The 16453-nt window shown below is 52.3% G+C and carries 12 protein-coding genes and 1 pseudogene; 11 read left to right on the forward strand and 2 right to left on the reverse strand.

Annotated features, from left to right (window positions below; translation table 11 throughout):
- Window positions 1–137 precede the first annotated feature (137 nt).
- From EHN13_RS24055 to EHN13_RS18330, 7 genes are all read left to right on the forward strand, one after another.
- The gene (locus EHN13_RS24055) at window positions 138–434 is read left to right on the forward strand and encodes a hypothetical protein (protein WP_048213651.1); all 297 of its coding nucleotides are present in this window, start codon (window positions 138–140) and stop codon (window positions 432–434) included.
- Window positions 435–793: 359 nt separating this feature from the next.
- Window positions 794–2401, forward strand: coding sequence for a dipeptide ABC transporter periplasmic-binding protein DppA (gene dppA / locus EHN13_RS18300; protein ID WP_048213650.1), 1608 nt, complete (start codon window positions 794–796; stop codon window positions 2399–2401).
- A 166-nt stretch (window positions 2402–2567) separates the two neighbouring features.
- Window positions 2568–3587, forward strand: coding sequence for a dipeptide ABC transporter permease DppB (gene dppB / locus EHN13_RS18310; RefSeq protein ID WP_003837733.1), 1020 nt, complete (start codon window positions 2568–2570; stop codon window positions 3585–3587).
- A gap of 9 nt (window positions 3588–3596) precedes the next feature.
- Window positions 3597–4499, forward strand: coding sequence for a dipeptide ABC transporter permease DppC (gene dppC / locus EHN13_RS18315; protein ID WP_061066786.1), 903 nt, complete (start codon window positions 3597–3599; stop codon window positions 4497–4499).
- 10 nt (window positions 4500–4509) lie between these two features.
- Window positions 4510–5493 (forward strand): dipeptide ABC transporter ATP-binding protein, encoded by a 984-nt coding sequence (gene dppD / locus EHN13_RS18320; RefSeq protein WP_003024317.1) that lies wholly within the window; start codon window positions 4510–4512, stop codon window positions 5491–5493.
- Window positions 5490–6494 (forward strand): dipeptide ABC transporter ATP-binding subunit DppF, encoded by a 1005-nt coding sequence (dppF, locus tag EHN13_RS18325; RefSeq protein ID WP_003024319.1) that lies wholly within the window; start codon window positions 5490–5492, stop codon window positions 6492–6494. The genes dppD and dppF overlap by 4 nt, the downstream gene beginning before the upstream one ends.
- A gap of 176 nt (window positions 6495–6670) precedes the next feature.
- Window positions 6671–7873, forward strand: coding sequence for a sigma-54 interaction domain-containing protein (locus tag EHN13_RS18330; protein ID WP_124021868.1), 1203 nt, complete (start codon window positions 6671–6673; stop codon window positions 7871–7873).
- Window positions 7874–7908: 35 nt separating this feature from the next.
- Here EHN13_RS18330 and EHN13_RS18335 read toward each other — a convergent pair.
- Both EHN13_RS18335 and megL read right to left on the reverse strand, forming a co-directional pair.
- Window positions 7909–9206: pseudogene (locus EHN13_RS18335) on the reverse strand (SLC5/6 family protein).
- Window positions 9207–9323: 117 nt separating this feature from the next.
- Window positions 9324–10520, reverse strand: coding sequence for a methionine gamma-lyase (gene megL, locus EHN13_RS18340; RefSeq protein ID WP_101742799.1), 1197 nt, complete (start codon window positions 10518–10520; stop codon window positions 9324–9326).
- A gap of 425 nt (window positions 10521–10945) precedes the next feature.
- Between megL and EHN13_RS18345 the strand changes: the two genes are divergently transcribed.
- From EHN13_RS18345 to EHN13_RS18360, 4 genes are all read left to right on the forward strand, one after another.
- Complete coding sequence (locus tag EHN13_RS18345; RefSeq protein ID WP_048213645.1) at window positions 10946–11053, forward strand: type I toxin-antitoxin system toxin Ldr family protein; 108 nt, start codon at window positions 10946–10948, stop codon at window positions 11051–11053.
- A gap of 227 nt (window positions 11054–11280) precedes the next feature.
- Complete coding sequence (gene hmsP / locus EHN13_RS18350; protein ID WP_124021869.1) at window positions 11281–13287, forward strand: biofilm formation regulator HmsP; 2007 nt, start codon at window positions 11281–11283, stop codon at window positions 13285–13287.
- A 157-nt stretch (window positions 13288–13444) separates the two neighbouring features.
- A complete protein-coding gene (gene dctA, locus EHN13_RS18355; protein ID WP_061066781.1) occupies window positions 13445–14731 on the forward strand; it encodes a C4-dicarboxylate transporter DctC in 1287 nt (428 codons plus the stop codon).
- A 222-nt stretch (window positions 14732–14953) separates the two neighbouring features.
- Window positions 14954–16447, forward strand: a complete 1494-nt coding sequence (locus tag EHN13_RS18360; protein WP_101742797.1) for a M16 family metallopeptidase — start codon at window positions 14954–14956, stop codon at window positions 16445–16447.
- Window positions 16448–16453: the final 6 nt, after the last annotated feature.

A 16453-nucleotide genomic window follows, 5' to 3' on the forward strand; every position in this document is an offset into this window, starting at 1 on the left:
CGGCCCGTAGGGCGAGCCACGTAGTGGCGAGTAATCCTCTATCACCGACCAAATTCAAAATCCTGCTCAGCGAGCAGGTTTTTTTTGCTTTGTAGGCCTGATAAGCGCAGCGCCATCAGGCAAAACATTGCAGCATTTTGGCATTGCCGGATGGCGGCGCAGACGCCTTATCCGGCCTACAGGCTCAGTTTCATCCCGGCGTGTATGGTGTTATTCCAACCCCACCTTTGACCTTCATTTTATCTGCAAAAATTGTGCACCACTTCCCACTGACTGTTAACGATTCTGTGACATATTCCATTGCCTTTTTTTATATTTGCTTGAATCTTTTTTTGCGTTACTTATGGCTGAACCCAGCATTTTCCGCTGTGCGTTTTAACGTTCATGGTATTAATCGCTCAGATATGCAGCATGTGTTGAGAAAATTTTCATAATTTGCATAAATGTTAATCACCAAATGTTTCTGAATATGAAGATATTTATTCTGGCATAGTGCGCGTAGCACAAATTTCCCTGCTGAAAATACCCGCCTGCACTTTTTTTAATCTTTGTGTGCCAATTCTCACCGTTGGTGTAAATCGCGGTTACCTGTATTGACGTTTTCACATTCTGTTGACAGATTGTAGGGCATGAGGGGCATTTCATGGAGAATCCGCGCTGCAACTCAGTCGCTTATGTGAACGGAATCCCCATCCTCTTAACGCCGACCGGCCGGGTAAAAAACAAAAAAGGCCAGGCGGTGCAAACCCACTGCAAAGGGTAAAACAACAAACATCACATTTGGAGCAGAAGAATGAGTATTTCCTTGAAGAAGTCAGGGATGCTGAAGCTTGGTCTGAGCCTGGTGGCTATGACCGTCGCAGCAAGCGTACAGGCTAAAACTCTGGTTTATTGTTCAGAAGGATCTCCTGAAGGCTTTAACCCGCAGCTTTTCACCTCTGGTACCACCTATGATGCCAGCTCCGTGCCGATCTATAACCGCCTGGTCGAGTTCAAAACCGGCACAACTGAAGTGATCCCGGGACTTGCTGAGAAGTGGGAAATCAGCGAAGACGGTAAAACCTATACCTTCCACCTTCGCCCTGGCGTGAAGTGGCAGGACAACAAAGATTTCAAACCGACGCGCGATTTCAACGCCGATGACGTGGTGTTCTCTTTCGATCGTCAGAAAAATGCCCAGAACCCGTACCACAAAGTTTCTGGCGGCAGCTATGAATACTTCGAAGGGATGGGCCTGCCGGATCTGATCTCCGAAGTGAAAAAGGTGGATGATAAAACCGTTCAGTTCGTGCTGACTCGCCCGGAAGCACCGTTCCTGGCTGACCTGGCGATGGACTTCGCTTCTATTCTTTCCAAAGAATATGCGGACAACATGCTGAAAGCCGGTTCCCCGGAGAAAGTGGATCTGAACCCAATCGGTACCGGTCCGTTCCAGCTGCAGCAGTACCAGAAAGACTCCCGTATTCTGTATAAAGCATTCGAAGGTTACTGGGGCACTAAGCCGCAGATCGACCGTCTGGTCTTCTCCATTACGCCTGATGCTTCCGTGCGTTATGCCAAGTTGCAGAAGAACGAGTGCCAGGTGATGCCGTACCCGAACCCGGCAGACATCGCGCGCATGAAGCAGGATAAAAACATCAATCTGATGGAGCAGGCCGGTCTGAACGTTGGCTACCTCTCTTTCAACACCGAGAAGAAACCGTTTGATGACGTGAAAGTCCGTCAGGCGCTGACCTACGCGGTAAACAAAGACGCGATCATTAAAGCGGTTTATCAGGGTGCTGGCGTTGCCGCGAAAAACCTGATCCCACCGACCATGTGGGGCTATAACGACGACATTAAAGATTACACCTACGATCCTGAGAAAGCCAAAGCACTGCTGAAGGAAGCCGGTCAGGACAAAGGCTTTACCGTTGAGCTGTGGGCTATGCCGGTACAGCGTCCATATAACCCGAACGCCCGTCGTATGGCGGAAATGGTTCAGGCTGACTGGGCGAAAATTGGCGTTCAGGCCAAGATTGTGACCTACGAGTGGGGCGAGTATCTGAAACGCGCCAAAGCGGGTGAGCATCAGGCGGTGATGATGGGTTGGACCGGTGACAACGGGGATCCGGACAACTTCTTCGCCACCCTGTTCAGCTGTGCGGCAGCGAAAGACGGTTCTAACTACTCTCGCTGGTGCTACAAACCGTTTGAAGACCTGATCCAACCGGCGCGTGCGACCGACGATCACAACAAACGTATTGAACTGTACAAGCAAGCTCAGGTTGTTATGCACGACCAGGCTCCGGCTCTGATTGTTGCTCACTCCACCGTGTACGAACCAGTGCGTAAAGAAGTGAAAGGCTATGTGGTTGATCCATTAGGCAAACACCACTTCGAAAACGTCTCTGTCGAATAATTAAAAGCAATCAAGGAAGCGCTGCGCCCCGGTATTGTGTAGGCCGGATAAGCGCAGCGCCATCCGGCGTAATGCTTTACCCACGATGCAGTTTGCGTGGGATAAGATTTGTGAGCAATACAGACTCACGGTTCCAGGCCGTGCGTCATTAGAGAGAATCCGGGTTATGTTGCAGTTCATTCTCCGACGTTTGGGACTCGTCATCCCCACGTTTATCGGTATCACTCTTCTCACCTTTGCCTTCGTCCATATGATCCCCGGCGATCCGGTTATGATCATGGCGGGTGAACGTGGGATCTCCCCTGAGCGTCATGCTCAACTGTTGGCTGAACTCGGTCTGGATAAGCCGATGTGGCAGCAGTACCTCCACTATATCTGGGGGGTTATGCATGGTGATTTAGGTATCTCGCTGAAAAGCCGCTTACCGGTGTGGGAAGAGTTCGTGCCTCGCTTCAAAGCGACGCTGGAACTCGGCGTCTGCGCGATGATTTTCGCCGTCGCAGTAGGTATCCCGGTGGGTGTTCTTGCTGCCGTTAAGCGCGGCTCCATTTTCGATCATACCGCCGTTGGCCTGGCGCTGACCGGTTACTCCATGCCGATCTTCTGGTGGGGCATGATGCTGATCATGCTGGTTTCCGTGCAGTGGAACCTGACGCCAGTTTCTGGGCGGGTGAGCGACATGGTATTCCTTGATGATTCCAATCCCCTGACCGGTTTTATGTTGATCGACACCGCCATCTGGGGTGAAGAGGGCAATTTTATCGATGCGCTGGCGCATATGGTCCTACCGGCAATGGTGCTGGGCACTATACCTCTGGCGGTCATTGTGCGTATGACCCGTTCATCGATGCTGGAAGTGCTGGGTGAGGATTACATCCGTACCGCGCGCGCTAAAGGTTTGACCCGCATGCGCGTCATCATCATTCATGCTCTGCGTAACGCGATGCTGCCCGTTGTAACCGTTATCGGCCTGCAGGTCGGTACGCTGCTGGCCGGGGCAATCCTGACCGAGACTATCTTCTCGTGGCCGGGTCTGGGACGCTGGTTGATAGATGCGCTGCAACGCCGTGATTATCCGGTAGTGCAGGGCGGGGTACTGCTGGTCGCGACGATGATTATCCTCGTCAACCTGCTGGTAGACCTGCTGTACGGCGTGGTGAACCCGCGTATTCGGCATAAGAAGTAAGGGGCCATCATGTCACAGGTTACTGAAAATAAAGTTATTGCTGCACCGGTGCCGATGACGCCGCTGCAGGAGTTCTGGCACTATTTTAAACGCAACAAAGGTGCGGTTGTTGGGCTGGTGTACGTTGTGGTGATGATCCTGATTGCGGTCTTTGCCAACGTTCTCGCGCCGTACAACCCGGCAGACCAGTTCCGCGATACGCTGCTGGCTCCGCCGGCATGGCAGGAAGGCGGTTCCATGGCGCACCTGCTTGGTACTGATGATGTGGGCCGCGATGTGCTGTCCCGCCTGATGTACGGGGCGCGTCTGTCGCTGTTGGTTGGCTGTCTGGTGGTGGTGCTTTCCCTGCTGATGGGCGTGGTTCTCGGGCTTATCGCCGGTTACTTTGGCGGGATTGTCGATAACGTCATCATGCGCGTGGTTGATATCATGCTGGCGCTGCCGAGCCTGTTACTGGCGCTGGTGCTGGTGGCGGTATTTGGTCCCTCGATTGGCAACGCCGCGCTGGCGCTGACGTTCGTGGCATTGCCGCACTATGTGCGTCTGACGCGTGCCGCCGTACTGGTGGAGGTGAACCGCGACTATGTCACCGCATCCCGCGTGGCCGGAGCCGGTGCGATGCGCCAAATGTTCGTCAATATTCTGCCTAACTGTCTTGCGCCGCTGATTGTTCAGGCGTCGCTTGGCTTCTCTAACGCCATTCTCGATATGGCTGCCCTCGGCTTTCTGGGGATGGGCGCACAGCCGCCGACGCCAGAGTGGGGCACCATGCTCTCTGACGTGCTGCAGTTCGCTCAAAGCGCCTGGTGGGTCGTGACCTTCCCGGGTCTGGCGATCCTGCTGACGGTGCTGGCATTTAACCTGATGGGTGACGGTCTGCGTGACGCGCTCGATCCCAAACTGAAGCAGTAAGAGGTTCGAGATGGCGTTATTAAATGTAGATAAATTATCGGTGCACTTCGGCGACGTAGGTTCCGAATTCCGCGCCGTGGACCGCATTAGCTACAGTGTGAACCAGGGTGAAGTGGTTGGCATTGTTGGGGAATCTGGTTCTGGTAAGTCCGTCAGCTCGCTGGCGATTATGGGGTTGATTGACTACCCAGGCCGCGTTATGGCTGAAAATCTGGAGTTTAATGGTCGCGACCTGAAGCGCATCTCTGAGAAAGAGCGTCGCCAACTGGTGGGTGCGGAAGTGGCAATGATCTTCCAGGACCCGATGACCAGCCTTAACCCCTGCTACACCGTCGGCTACCAGATTATGGAAGCCATCAAGGTGCACCAGGGCGGCAATAAAAAAACGCGTATTCAGCGGGCAATTGACCTGCTGACGCTGGTGGGGATCCCCGATCCGGCCTCGCGCCTGGATGTCTATCCGCACCAGTTGTCCGGTGGGATGAGCCAGCGCGTGATGATCGCGATGGCGATTGCCTGTCGTCCGAAGCTGCTGATTGCCGATGAACCTACAACGGCGCTGGATGTGACCATTCAGGCGCAGATCATCGAGCTACTGCTGGAATTGCAGCAAAAAGAGAACATGGCGCTGGTCTTGATTACCCACGATCTGGCGCTGGTGGCCGAAGCCGCGCACAAAATCATCGTGATGTACGCCGGGCAGGTAGTGGAAACCGGGGCCGCGCAGGATATCTTCCGTGCGCCGCGCCATCCCTATACCCAGGCATTGCTACGTGCGTTGCCGGAGTTTGCACAGGATAAAGCGCGTCTGGCCTCACTGCCGGGCGTGGTTCCAGGGAAATATGACCGTCCGAGCGGCTGTCTGTTGAACCCGCGCTGCCCCTATGCGACCGACAAATGCCGTGCTGAAGAACCTGAACTGAACCTGCTGGAAGGCGGTCGTCAGTCGAAATGCCACTACCCACTTGATGATGCCGGGAGGCCTGGGCTATGAGTACGCAAAAGGCCGCCGCGCAACAGCCGCTGTTGCAGGCAATTGACCTGAAAAAACACTACCCGGTGAAGAAGGGCATGTTCGCCCCGGAACGCCTGGTGAAAGCGCTGGACGGCGTTTCCTTTACTCTGGAGCGCGGTAAAACGCTGGCGGTGGTAGGTGAGTCGGGCTGTGGGAAATCCACCCTTGGCCGTCTGCTGACGATGATTGAAATCCCGACCGGCGGTGAGTTGTATTACCAGGGACAGGATTTACTCAAGCACGACCCGCAGGCGCAGAAGCTGCGTCGGCAGAAAATCCAGATAGTGTTCCAGAACCCCTATGGTTCCCTGAACCCGCGTAAAAAAGTAGGGCAGATTCTGGAAGAGCCGTTGCTGATCAACTCCACGCTCAGCAAAGAGGAGCGCCGTGAAAAAGCGCTGGCGATGATGGCGAAAGTGGGACTGAAAACCGAGCACTACGACCGCTATCCGCATATGTTCTCCGGCGGCCAGCGTCAGCGTATCGCCATTGCCCGCGGTCTGATGCTTGACCCGGATGTGGTGATTGCCGACGAACCTGTCTCGGCGCTGGACGTTTCCGTACGTGCGCAGGTGCTGAACCTGATGATGGACTTGCAACAGGAACTGGGGCTGTCATACGTCTTTATCTCGCACGACCTGTCGGTGGTAGAGCACATTGCCGATGAAGTGATGGTGATGTATTTAGGCCGCTGTGTGGAAAAAGGAACCAAGGATCAGATCTTCAATAATCCACGGCATCCGTACACTCAGGCGCTGCTCTCCGCAACGCCGCGCCTGAACCCGGACGATCGCCGCGAGCGTATCAAGCTGACCGGTGAGCTGCCAAGCCCGCTGAATCCGCCACCGGGCTGTGCGTTCAACGCCCGTTGCCGTCGTCGCTTTGGTCCGTGTACTCAGCTTCAGCCACAGTTAAAAGACTATGGTGGTCAACTGGTAGCCTGTTTCGCCGTTGACCAGGACGAAAACCCACAGCAATAAACGTGGGTTATGACCCGATAACCGGAGCCTTGTGCTCCGGTTTTTTTATAATTCGTTTTTACTCCCACAATGTGAGTCCATTGGCAGAACATTATTCCATAGTGTCTAGAATATAGTCAGATTTTTGGACGGCACAGAAATATCTACTTCGCAGTTGCTAACTACCAGGAGCAAATGTGGTCACGATACGCTGGGATATTAAAACAATTGATCGTCTGTCGATGGTTGAGGATGTCCTGAAGGAATTTTCCTGTTGTGATATCAATATCATCTCCATGAAAGTCACACCTGGACGGATCCTGATTAAATCCTGGTGTCGCCAGTTACAGGATATTTCCTGCGTGCAATCCTGTTTAAGCCGACGTGCCGATATTATTAACGTCGCTTACCTGTGTGAAGAGATAAGCGAGTTGTCGATGTCTGAGCCGGAACGCCCGCGCTATTTCTCTGACATTATTTGCAGCAGCCAGAGCATGCACTCGCTTATCGAAAAGGCGATAAAAATTGCTGACAGCAAATATACCGTTCTGATCCGTGGTGATACGGGCACTGGTAAAGAATTGCTGGCCCGGGCTATCCATAATTCCGGTCAGCGGCGTTTTTATCCGTTTATTCCGGTTAACTGCTCTGCGCTACCTGAGTCGTTGATGGAGAGTGAATTCTTTGGCTATGAGAAAGGGGCTTTTAGCGGCGCAGACTGTAAAGGTAAAAAAGGGTTGTTTGAAATGGCCGAGAAAGGCACCCTTTTTCTCGATGCATTTGGTGAAATGTCGCTGGGCTTACAGGCTAAATTATTGCGCGTCCTGCAGGATGGCGGGATCCGTCGCGTTGGCGGGGCGCAAATTATTCCGGTTAATGTACGCATTATTGTGGCAACCAACGCCAATCTGGAAGAGATGGTGGAGCAACGCCTGCTGCGCGCCGATCTCTATTACCGCATCAATGTACTTTCCCTGACTATTCCACCCTTGCGGGAACGCCCACAGGATATCAGTCTGTTGATTCGCCACTTTGTGCAGAAATACGCGAAGGAATTCCAGCGACGGATCATTCTGGATAAAGCTTGCTTTGATACCCTGCATCATCACAGTTGGCCGGGAAATGTGCGCGAACTGGAAAATACCATTATTCGCCTGATGCTAATGGCGGAGTCCGATGTCATAACGCGGGAAGAATTAGGAATAGTGAATTTTCCCGCCGTTAAGCAAGGCCCGACAGAACGTCCTTTTAAAGAGCAGATCCAGTGCGCCGAGCGTCAGTTAATTGAACAGATGGTGGAGGAGAATGTGTCGTCACGGCATATCGCCAAAGCGCTGGGGGTGTCACATACCACGGTACTGAATAAAATTCGCAGCTATCAACTGGAGAGTGTGAGCTAAGCGCCGCCAGGTGTTGACGGCGCAGTTTACGCGGGTTATTCAATCAGCTTCAGTAATGGCGACAGGCACAGCAGGATCCCGTACAGCAGGATTAGCCAGGTTTTCAGCCCGCGCAGTTTTTCCAGCTGTGTGACTTTATAGATCAGGAAAAACGGAATAATACACGACACAATCCCGTACAGCGGGCTGCCTAACTGGAAGAACACCAGTACCGATACGCGAAACGATACCCAAATAACCAGCGTAATAACGATAAATGTGCAAATACCCAGCGTAAGCACCAGAGGATTAATTTTCTCCACGTCAATAACGCGGCTCAGAACGTTAAGAATAATTCCTTTAATCGCCTCGTGGAATCCCAAATAAATACCAAAGAATGCGGTTAATACAGCGAAGATATTTAACACCGTTGAGGTGATGTGAATAATCTGACCAGGAATAACCTGCGCCGCCAGAGCCAGTGCAGAAATATTCTGTTCGAAGGCTGAAACGGCCTCTTCGTGGCTAATCGAAAAGGTAAAAGAGAAGGAGAAAAACAGGATGACCGCAATCAGCGTAATGTAACTGATCCGATGCGTGCGTATAGCCATACGTGTGGCCAGTACCCGGTCCGCCACCCGTTTGCGGTAGGCAATGTTCATGGGGTTCAGCACCTGAATAAACACCGCCGAGAAGAAGCAGAATGGGATAGTCAGCAGCACATCGCGAAAGAACACCGATGCTTCAGGAAAGGCGCTGATATTGCTGAAGTTCCAGTGCGGAACCATCGCAAAGCCGAAGATGATGATAATGCCGACTTTTACCACCACCATCGGACCGGAGATTTTGAACAGTAGCTTTTCTCCCCCGGAAGCAATGGCTACCAGTACGGCAAAAATGGCCACTTTGTAGATGATTGACTGCGAAAGGTCGGTATCGGTTAGCCCAAAAGTTTTGATATACGAGGCGCTGTCAAAAACCACCGATAATGAATAGATGAATATTCCATGAATAATCATCAAAAGTAAATCACACCGAGGAATACACCCCAGTTTTTCCCAAGGTAATGACTTATAATATCGGTGTAGTCATTGCAGGTTTCACTTTCGGATAATGTTTTTAAATAAATGTCCTGCACAATGTACGTTGCCGGGTAAGCGATAATAAAGGCGACAATAAAAACCCAAATGCCGGTTAAGCCAATTTGTACCGGCATCAGAACTGTACCCGCACCAATTGCCATGCCGATGCAGAGTAATACCCAGCCAAAATCGTATTTTGTAAACGGTATTTTCTTTGAGAATGGTACGGCGGTTGCTGTATTGTTGCTTAATTGTATTGTGTTGTCCTGCATAGAACCCCCTGCCCAAAATACCCGTTCTCCCCAAAAAAGGAGCGCGCGTATAGCCAGACTGTTGTGCCTTGATGCTCAACGACCTGAACCGAGCGTCGTCGGTTCAGGCCGTAATGGTCAGAATGTTGCCTTTCTGATGGCGTGTTCAAGGTCGTTAATAATATCTTCTGGATCTTCAAGACCCACAGAAAGACGGATAAGCCCGTCGGTAATACCTGCTTTAAGCCGTTCCTCTGGCGCAACGGGCGAATGTGTCATAGACGCTGGGTGCTGAATGAGGGTTTCGGTATCACCGAGACTGACCGCGAGGAGGCACAATTCTACAGAATTGATCATCCGTCTGCCAGCATCGAGGCCGCCGGCAATTTCAAAGCTGATAATTCCCCCTGGCAGGCTCATCTGCCGTTGGCCCAGTTCATACTGTGGGTGCGAAGCCAGGCCAGGGTAATAAACGCGGGTAATGGACGGATGCCCTTCGAGGAAGCGGGCGATTTTTAGCGCGTTTTCACAGTGACGTTCCATACGAATGCCCAATGTTTTAACGCCGCGCAGCGTCAGCCAGGCGTTGAAAGGGCTCATACAGCCACCGGTAATATCCTTCAAACCGACAAACCGCGCCTGGTCGATAAATTCCTGTTTCCCGACAATGATGCCGCCAATCACGTCTCCGTGACCGTTGATATATTTAGTGACGCTATGCACCACGATGTCTGCGCCCAATTGCAGAGGCTGCTGACAGTACGGCGACATAAAGGTGTTATCCACGACCAGCAATGCGCCTTGCTGATGGGCGATACCGGCTACCGTTTCAATGTCGACCAGCGACAGCGTCGGGTTAGCGGGCGTTTCGATATACACAACTTTGGTTTCCGGGCGCATGGCGGCGCGGATTTCTTCCGGTTTCGCGGCGTCGACAAAACTCACGTTAATGCCGAACTTCGGCATGCTGTGCGACAGAAATGCGTGAGTACAACCATAAATCGCGCTGGCGGAAACGATATGGTCGCCCTGCTGGCACAGCGTCAGCAGCGTTGTGGTGATCGCAGAAATACCGGACGCGGTAGCCAGCCCGGCTTCACCTCTTTCCAGCACCGCCAGCTTTTTCTCCAGCGCATCGGTGGTAGGGTTGCCTAAACGGGTGTAAATGTACCCGGACTCTTCGAGCGCAAAGCGGGCGGCACCTTGTTCGGCGCTGTCAAAAACAAACGTTGAAGTCTGGAAGATAGGCGTACTGAGCGCGCCAGTTGAAGGGTCGGGTTGTTGCCCCGCGTGAACGATCTGGGTATTGAATCCGTAAGTACGACAGTCAGACATGATATCTCCTTTGATTCGGAACAGAACAGCTCACAGTCAAATAGCAATCGCTGTGCCAGAAAATAAACCAATAGATATCAATTGGTTATTTATATTCTGACATTAATTGTCGGCAGGAATGTTGCCAACTGGCAAGAATCTTTCCAGCGTACTGGCGAGAAAACCGGTGAAATGCGAAGCGCTACGCAGAGCGCAATATTGCGCAGTGATATGGCGAGTGGGCTACCGTAGAATCAGCGGCAAGCCGGGAGTTCCCGGTGAGGCGCAATGTTGCGGGGGCTTGATCCCCGGCGGCATCGGTTGCTGGAAAGAGAAAACCCCCGCACGTTGTTCGGTATAAACCAGGCAACTAAACGGGGGCTAACTTGACTCCAGACAAGTTAAGAATAGCCGCGAACAGTTGCCATTGCAACACAGGCGGCTACATGACGCTCACACAGTTAGGTGTGGCTTTCTGGCACGATTTAGCGGCTCCAATTATCGCTGGCATTATTGCCAGCCTGATTGTGAACTGGCTGCGTAACAGGAAGTAATGCACTTTGCGGGCGTCTGCCTGCCGTAATGGCAACATGCGCCCGAACCAGGCCACAGGGGTTAACCTTGCGGCCTTTTTCGGCTTAAATGCAGATAAATCTTGTCGCCAGGTGCCTATCCTGTCGCGATAATGCACGCTGGGAAGTTTTCAGATACCGCCTCTCTTAATACCGCTACGATCGGGTATACTCTGACGGCAGTTTTTGTCTATCCGTGGAGAGTCAGTTTGCGTGTCAGTCGCTCGTTAACAATAAAGCAGATGGCGATGGTTGCGGCCGTTGTCATGGTGTTTGTTTTTATTTTTTGCACCGTTTTGTTGTTCCATTTGGTCCAGCAGAACCGCTATAACACGGCTACGCAACTGGAAAGCATCGCTCGCTCCGTCCGTGAACCTCTGTCGGCTGCCATCCTGAAGGGGGATATCCCCGAAGCAGAAATGATTTTAAGCCGTATCCAGCCCGCTGGCGTGGTCAGTCGCGCGGATGTGGTACTGCCCAACCAGTTTCAGGCATTGCGGATGAGCTTTATCCCTGAACGCCCCGTTCCGGTTACGGTGACCCGACTGTTTGAACTGCCGGTGCAGATTTCGCTCCCGGTCTATTCTCTTGAGCGCTCTGCCAACCCACAGCCGCTGGCGTATCTGGTGTTACAGGCGGATTCATACCGCATGTACAAATTCGTGACGAGCACGCTTTCAACGTTAGTGACCATTTACTTACTTTTGTTGTTAATCCTGTCGGTAGCCATCTCCTGGTGTATTAACCGCCTGATTGTGCACCCGTTACGCAAAATTGCTCGCGAACTGAACGATATTCCGCACCAGGAGCTGATCGGCTATCAACTGGCATTACCGCCTATGCATCAGGATGATGAGATTGGGATGCTGGTGCGTAGCTACAACCTGAATCAGCAACTGGTCCTGCGCCACAGTGAAGAGCAGAACGACAATTCGATGCGCTTTCCGGTCTCTGAACTGCCAAATAAGACGTTCTTAATGGGGCTACTTGAGCAGATTGTTACTGGCCCGCAAACAACTGCGCTGATGATTGTCACCTGCGAAACCCTGCGTGATACCGCCGGTGTATTGACCGAGACCCAGCGGGAAATCCTGCTGTTGACGCTGGTTGAGAAACTGAGATCGGTGCTGGCGCCCAGAATGGTGCTTACTCAGGTGAGCGGCTATGACTTCGCGATTATCGCGCACGGTGTGAAGGAACCCTGGCATGCAATCACATTAGGTCAGCAAGTACTTACTATCATGAATGAACGGTTGCCCATTCAGGGTATTCAGCTTCGCCCGAGCTGCAACATTGGGGTGGCGATGTACTACGGCGATTTGACGGCGGAACAGCTATACAGTCGCGCGCTATCGGCAGTGCTAACCTCGCGTCGCAAGGGTAAAAATCAGATCCAATTCTTTGATCCGCAGCAAATGGAAGAAGCACAGCAACGTTTGACCGAAGAGAACGACATTCTGACCGCGCTTGATCACCAGCAATTTGCGCTGTGGATGCAGCCGCAGGTAGAGATCGCCAGCGGCAAGATGTTGAGTGCTGAAGCTTTATTGCGGATGCAGCAGGCAGACGGAAGCTGGGAATTACCGGAAGGGTTAATCGACAGGATTGAATCCTGCGGTCTGATGGTGACGGTTGGATATTGGGTGCTGGAGGAGTCTTGTCGCCAGCTTGCGGCCTGGCAGGAACGTGGTCTGATGTTACCGCTGTCGGTGAATCTGTCTGCGCTACAGCTCATGCACCCCAGTATGGTGTCGGATCTGCTGGAGTTGTTAAACCGATATCGCATTAAGCCCGGTACCTTGATTCTGGAAGTTACCGAAAGCCGGCATATAGATGATCCAAACGCCGCTGTCGCTATCCTGCGCCCACTGCGCAATGCGGGGGTACGCATTGCGTTGGATGACTTTGGTATGGGCTATGCGGGTCTGCGACAGTTGCAGCATATGAAGTCACTGCCAGTTGATGTGCTCAAAATCGATAAGATGTTTGTTGAAGGCCTGCCAGAAGATAGCAGTATGATTTCTGCCATTATTCAGCTGGCTCACAGTCTCAATTTGCAAATGATTGCGGAAGGCGTTGAAACCGAAGCGCAACGCGACTGGTTATCACAGGCAGGGGTGGACGTCGCGCAAGGATTCCTGTTTGCCCGTCCGGTTCCGGCAGATATCTTCGAAGAACGCTATTTAGCGAAGGAATCAGCTGATTACAAAAGTTAAAAAAGGTAGCGCTTGTGCGAGCCAGTTCAAAATTTTTAACAAATTTGTATCAATTATGATCCAGGTGCATTTCTGTCATGTTGTGTGGGTGTTACTTTAAGGCCGCAGGTTAAACAAAACCTTACAAGACCTGTGGTTTTTACTTTAAGGACACCCTATGAAAACCTCTATCTTCAAAAGCCTTTACTTTCAGGTCCTGACAGCAATTGCCATTGGTATCCTCCTTGGCCATTACTACCCTGAATTAGGCGCCCAAATGAAACCGCTTGGCGACGCGTTCGTTAAGCTCATTAAGATGGTCATCGCACCTGTTATCTTCTGTACTGTCGTTACCGGCATTGCAGGTATGGAAAGTATGAAAGCAGTAGGCCGCACCGGTGCGGTTGCACTGCTTTATTTTGAAGTGGTTAGTACGATTGCGCTGATCATTGGTCTTATCATTGTCAACGTGGTGCAACCCGGCGCCGGGATGAACGTCGATCCGGCAACGCTGGATGCCAAAGCGGTAGCGATCTACGCCGAGCAGGCAAAAGACCAGGGGATCGTGGGCTTCCTGATGGATATTATCCCGGGTAGCGTCATTGGCGCGTTCGCCAGCGGCAACATCCTGCAGGTATTACTGTTCGCGGTGATGTTTGGTTTTGCTCTGCACCGTCTGGGCAGCAAAGGCCAGATGATTTTCAACGTAATTGAAAGTTTCTCGCAGGTTATTTTCGGCATTATCAACATGATCATGCGCCTTGCACCGATAGGTGCTTTCGGTGCCATGGCCTTTACCATCGGTAAGTATGGCGTCGGAACGCTGGTGCAACTGGGTCAGTTGATTATCTGCTTCTACATTACCTGTATCCTGTTTGTGGTCGTGGTTCTGGGCTCCATTGCTCGCGCAACCGGCTTCAGCATTTTCAAATTCATCCGCTATATCCGTGAAGAACTGCTGATCGTTCTGGGGACCTCTTCTTCCGAGTCAGCGCTGCCGCGTATGCTTGATAAGATGGAAAAACTGGGCTGCCGGAAGTCGGTTGTCGGGTTGGTTATACCCACGGGCTACTCGTTTAACCTTGATGGGACATCGATATATCTGACTATGGCGGCGGTGTTTATCGCGCAGGCCACCAATAGTCATATGGATATCTTCCATCAGATAACCCTGTTGGTGGTGCTGCTGCTCTCCTCGAAAGGCGCAGCGGGCGTGACCGGAAGTGGCTTTATCGTGCTGGCAGCGACAATTTCCGCAGTAGGGCATCTGCCGGTAGCGGGTCTGGCGCTCATCCTGGGTATTGACCGCTTTATGTCTGAAGCGCGTGCGCTGACTAACCTGGTCGGTAACGGGGTGGCAACGGTCGTTGTGGCTAAGTGGGTGAAAGAACTGGACCACAAAAAGCTTGATGATGTGCTGAATAATCGTGCGTCGGATGGCAAAACGCACGAAATATCCTCTTAATCTCTCCACTTATGCCCGTAGTCCCTTCCAGGACTGCGGGCGTTTGCGCATAATTACCCCCTGTGCCTGAAACTGTCTGTTCGACAGTTTTGGGATTTTTTCACTTCTTCCGTGACATTTTTATGTTCTTGCGGTCTAACACGAAGTGTTTTTAACGTCATATTCAGAGGGTCCTTCTCAGGGCTGTCTTTTTATTTCCAGGATAGTTGATCAGGGGTTCACATGCAGGGCACAAAAATTCGACTTTTAGCGGGCGGCTTGCTGATGATGGCCACTGCCGGCTATGTGCAGGCAGATGCGCTCCAGCCTGACCCGGCGTGGCAACAGGGCACGCTGGCAAATGGTCTCCAGTGGCAAGTGTTAGCCACTCCCCAGCGCCCCAGCGACCGTATTGAGGTCCGCCTGCTGGTTAATACCGGTTCACTCACCGAAAGTACGCAACAGAGTGGTTTCAGCCATGCGATCCCACGTATCGCGCTGACGCAAAGCGGTGGCCTTGATGCCACGCAAGCCCGTTCATTGTGGCAGCAGGGGTTCGATCCTAAACGCCCCATGCCGCCCGTTATCGTTTCCTATGATTCCACGTTGTACAACCTCAGTCTGCCAAACAGCCGTAACGATCTACTGAAAGAGTCACTTTCTTACCTGGCGAATATTTCCGGCAAGCTGACCATTACCCCTGAAACGGTTAACCATGCGCTGAGCAGCGAAGATATGGTGGCAACCTGGCCGTCAGATACCAAAGAGGGATGGTGGCGTTATCGTCTGAAAGGCTCCACGCTGTTAGGGCACGATCCTGCCGATCCGCTGAAAAAGCCGATTGATGCAGCAAAAATTCAGTCGTTCTACCAGAAATGGTATACCCCGGATGCGATGACGCTGATTATCGTCGGTAACGTTGATGCGCGCAGCGTGGCTGAGCAAATCAATAAAACCTTCGGTGAGTTAAACGGAAAACGTGAAACGCCGGCTCCGGTGCCTACGCTCTCTCCACTGCGTGCGGAAGCTGTAAGCATTATGACCGATGCGGTACGCCAGGATCGTCTTTCCATCATGTGGGACGCGCCGTGGCAACCTATTCGTGAATCCGCCGCGTTGTTACGCTACTGGCGTGCCGATTTAGCCCGTGAAGCGCTGTTCTGGCATATCCAGCAGACGTTATCCAGGAACAACGCGAAAGACATCGGCCTCGGCTTTGACTGTCGGGTGCTGTTCCTGCGTGCACAGTGCGCTATTAACGTTGAATCGCCGAACGATAAGCTGAATGCGAACCTGGGCACGGTGGCTCGCGAACTGGCGAAAGTGCGGGACAAGGGCCTGCCGGAAGAAGAGTTCAATGCGCTGGTAGCGCAAAAAAATCTGGAATTGCAGAAACTGTTTGCCACCTACGGCCGCACCGATACCGATATTTTGATCAGCCAGCGTTTGCGCTCGTTGCAAAACCAGGTGGTGGATATCGCGCCAGAACAGTATCAGCGTTTACGGCAGAACTTCCTTAATGGCCTGACCGTTGAGATGCTGAATCAGGATTTGCGTCAGCAGCTATCGCAGGATATGGCTCTCATTCTGCTTCAGCCGAAAGGGGAACCTGAGTTCAACATGAAGGATCTGCAGGCGACATGGGATAGCATAATGGCGCCGGTTAGCGCAGCGGCAACGTCGGCTGAAACGGATGAATCACATCCTGAAGTGACGGATATCCCGCCAGTACAGTAACCTGTA

The organism is Citrobacter youngae (assembly GCF_003818115.1).
GTDB lineage: Bacteria > Pseudomonadota > Gammaproteobacteria > Enterobacterales > Enterobacteriaceae > Citrobacter > Citrobacter youngae.

Excerpts from the sequence above, each read along its gene's own strand:
- EHN13_RS18345 (WP_048213645.1), top strand. The coding sequence starts at position 10,946 with ATGACGCTCACACAGTTAGGTGTGGCTTTCTGGCACGATTTAGCGGCT.
- dppD (WP_003024317.1), top strand. The coding sequence starts at position 4,510 with ATGGCGTTATTAAATGTAGATAAATTATCGGTGCACTTCGGCGACGTA.
- dctA (WP_061066781.1), top strand. The coding sequence starts at position 13,445 with ATGAAAACCTCTATCTTCAAAAGCCTTTACTTTCAGGTCCTGACAGCA.
- dppB (WP_003837733.1), top strand. The coding sequence starts at position 2,568 with ATGTTGCAGTTCATTCTCCGACGTTTGGGACTCGTCATCCCCACGTTT.
- dppC (WP_061066786.1), top strand. The coding sequence starts at position 3,597 with ATGTCACAGGTTACTGAAAATAAAGTTATTGCTGCACCGGTGCCGATG.
- dppF (WP_003024319.1), top strand. The coding sequence starts at position 5,490 with ATGAGTACGCAAAAGGCCGCCGCGCAACAGCCGCTGTTGCAGGCAATT.
- EHN13_RS18360 (WP_101742797.1), top strand. The coding sequence starts at position 14,954 with ATGCAGGGCACAAAAATTCGACTTTTAGCGGGCGGCTTGCTGATGATG.
- dppA (WP_048213650.1), top strand. The coding sequence starts at position 794 with ATGAGTATTTCCTTGAAGAAGTCAGGGATGCTGAAGCTTGGTCTGAGC.
- megL (WP_101742799.1), bottom strand. The coding sequence starts at position 10,520 with ATGTCTGACTGTCGTACTTACGGATTCAATACCCAGATCGTTCACGCG.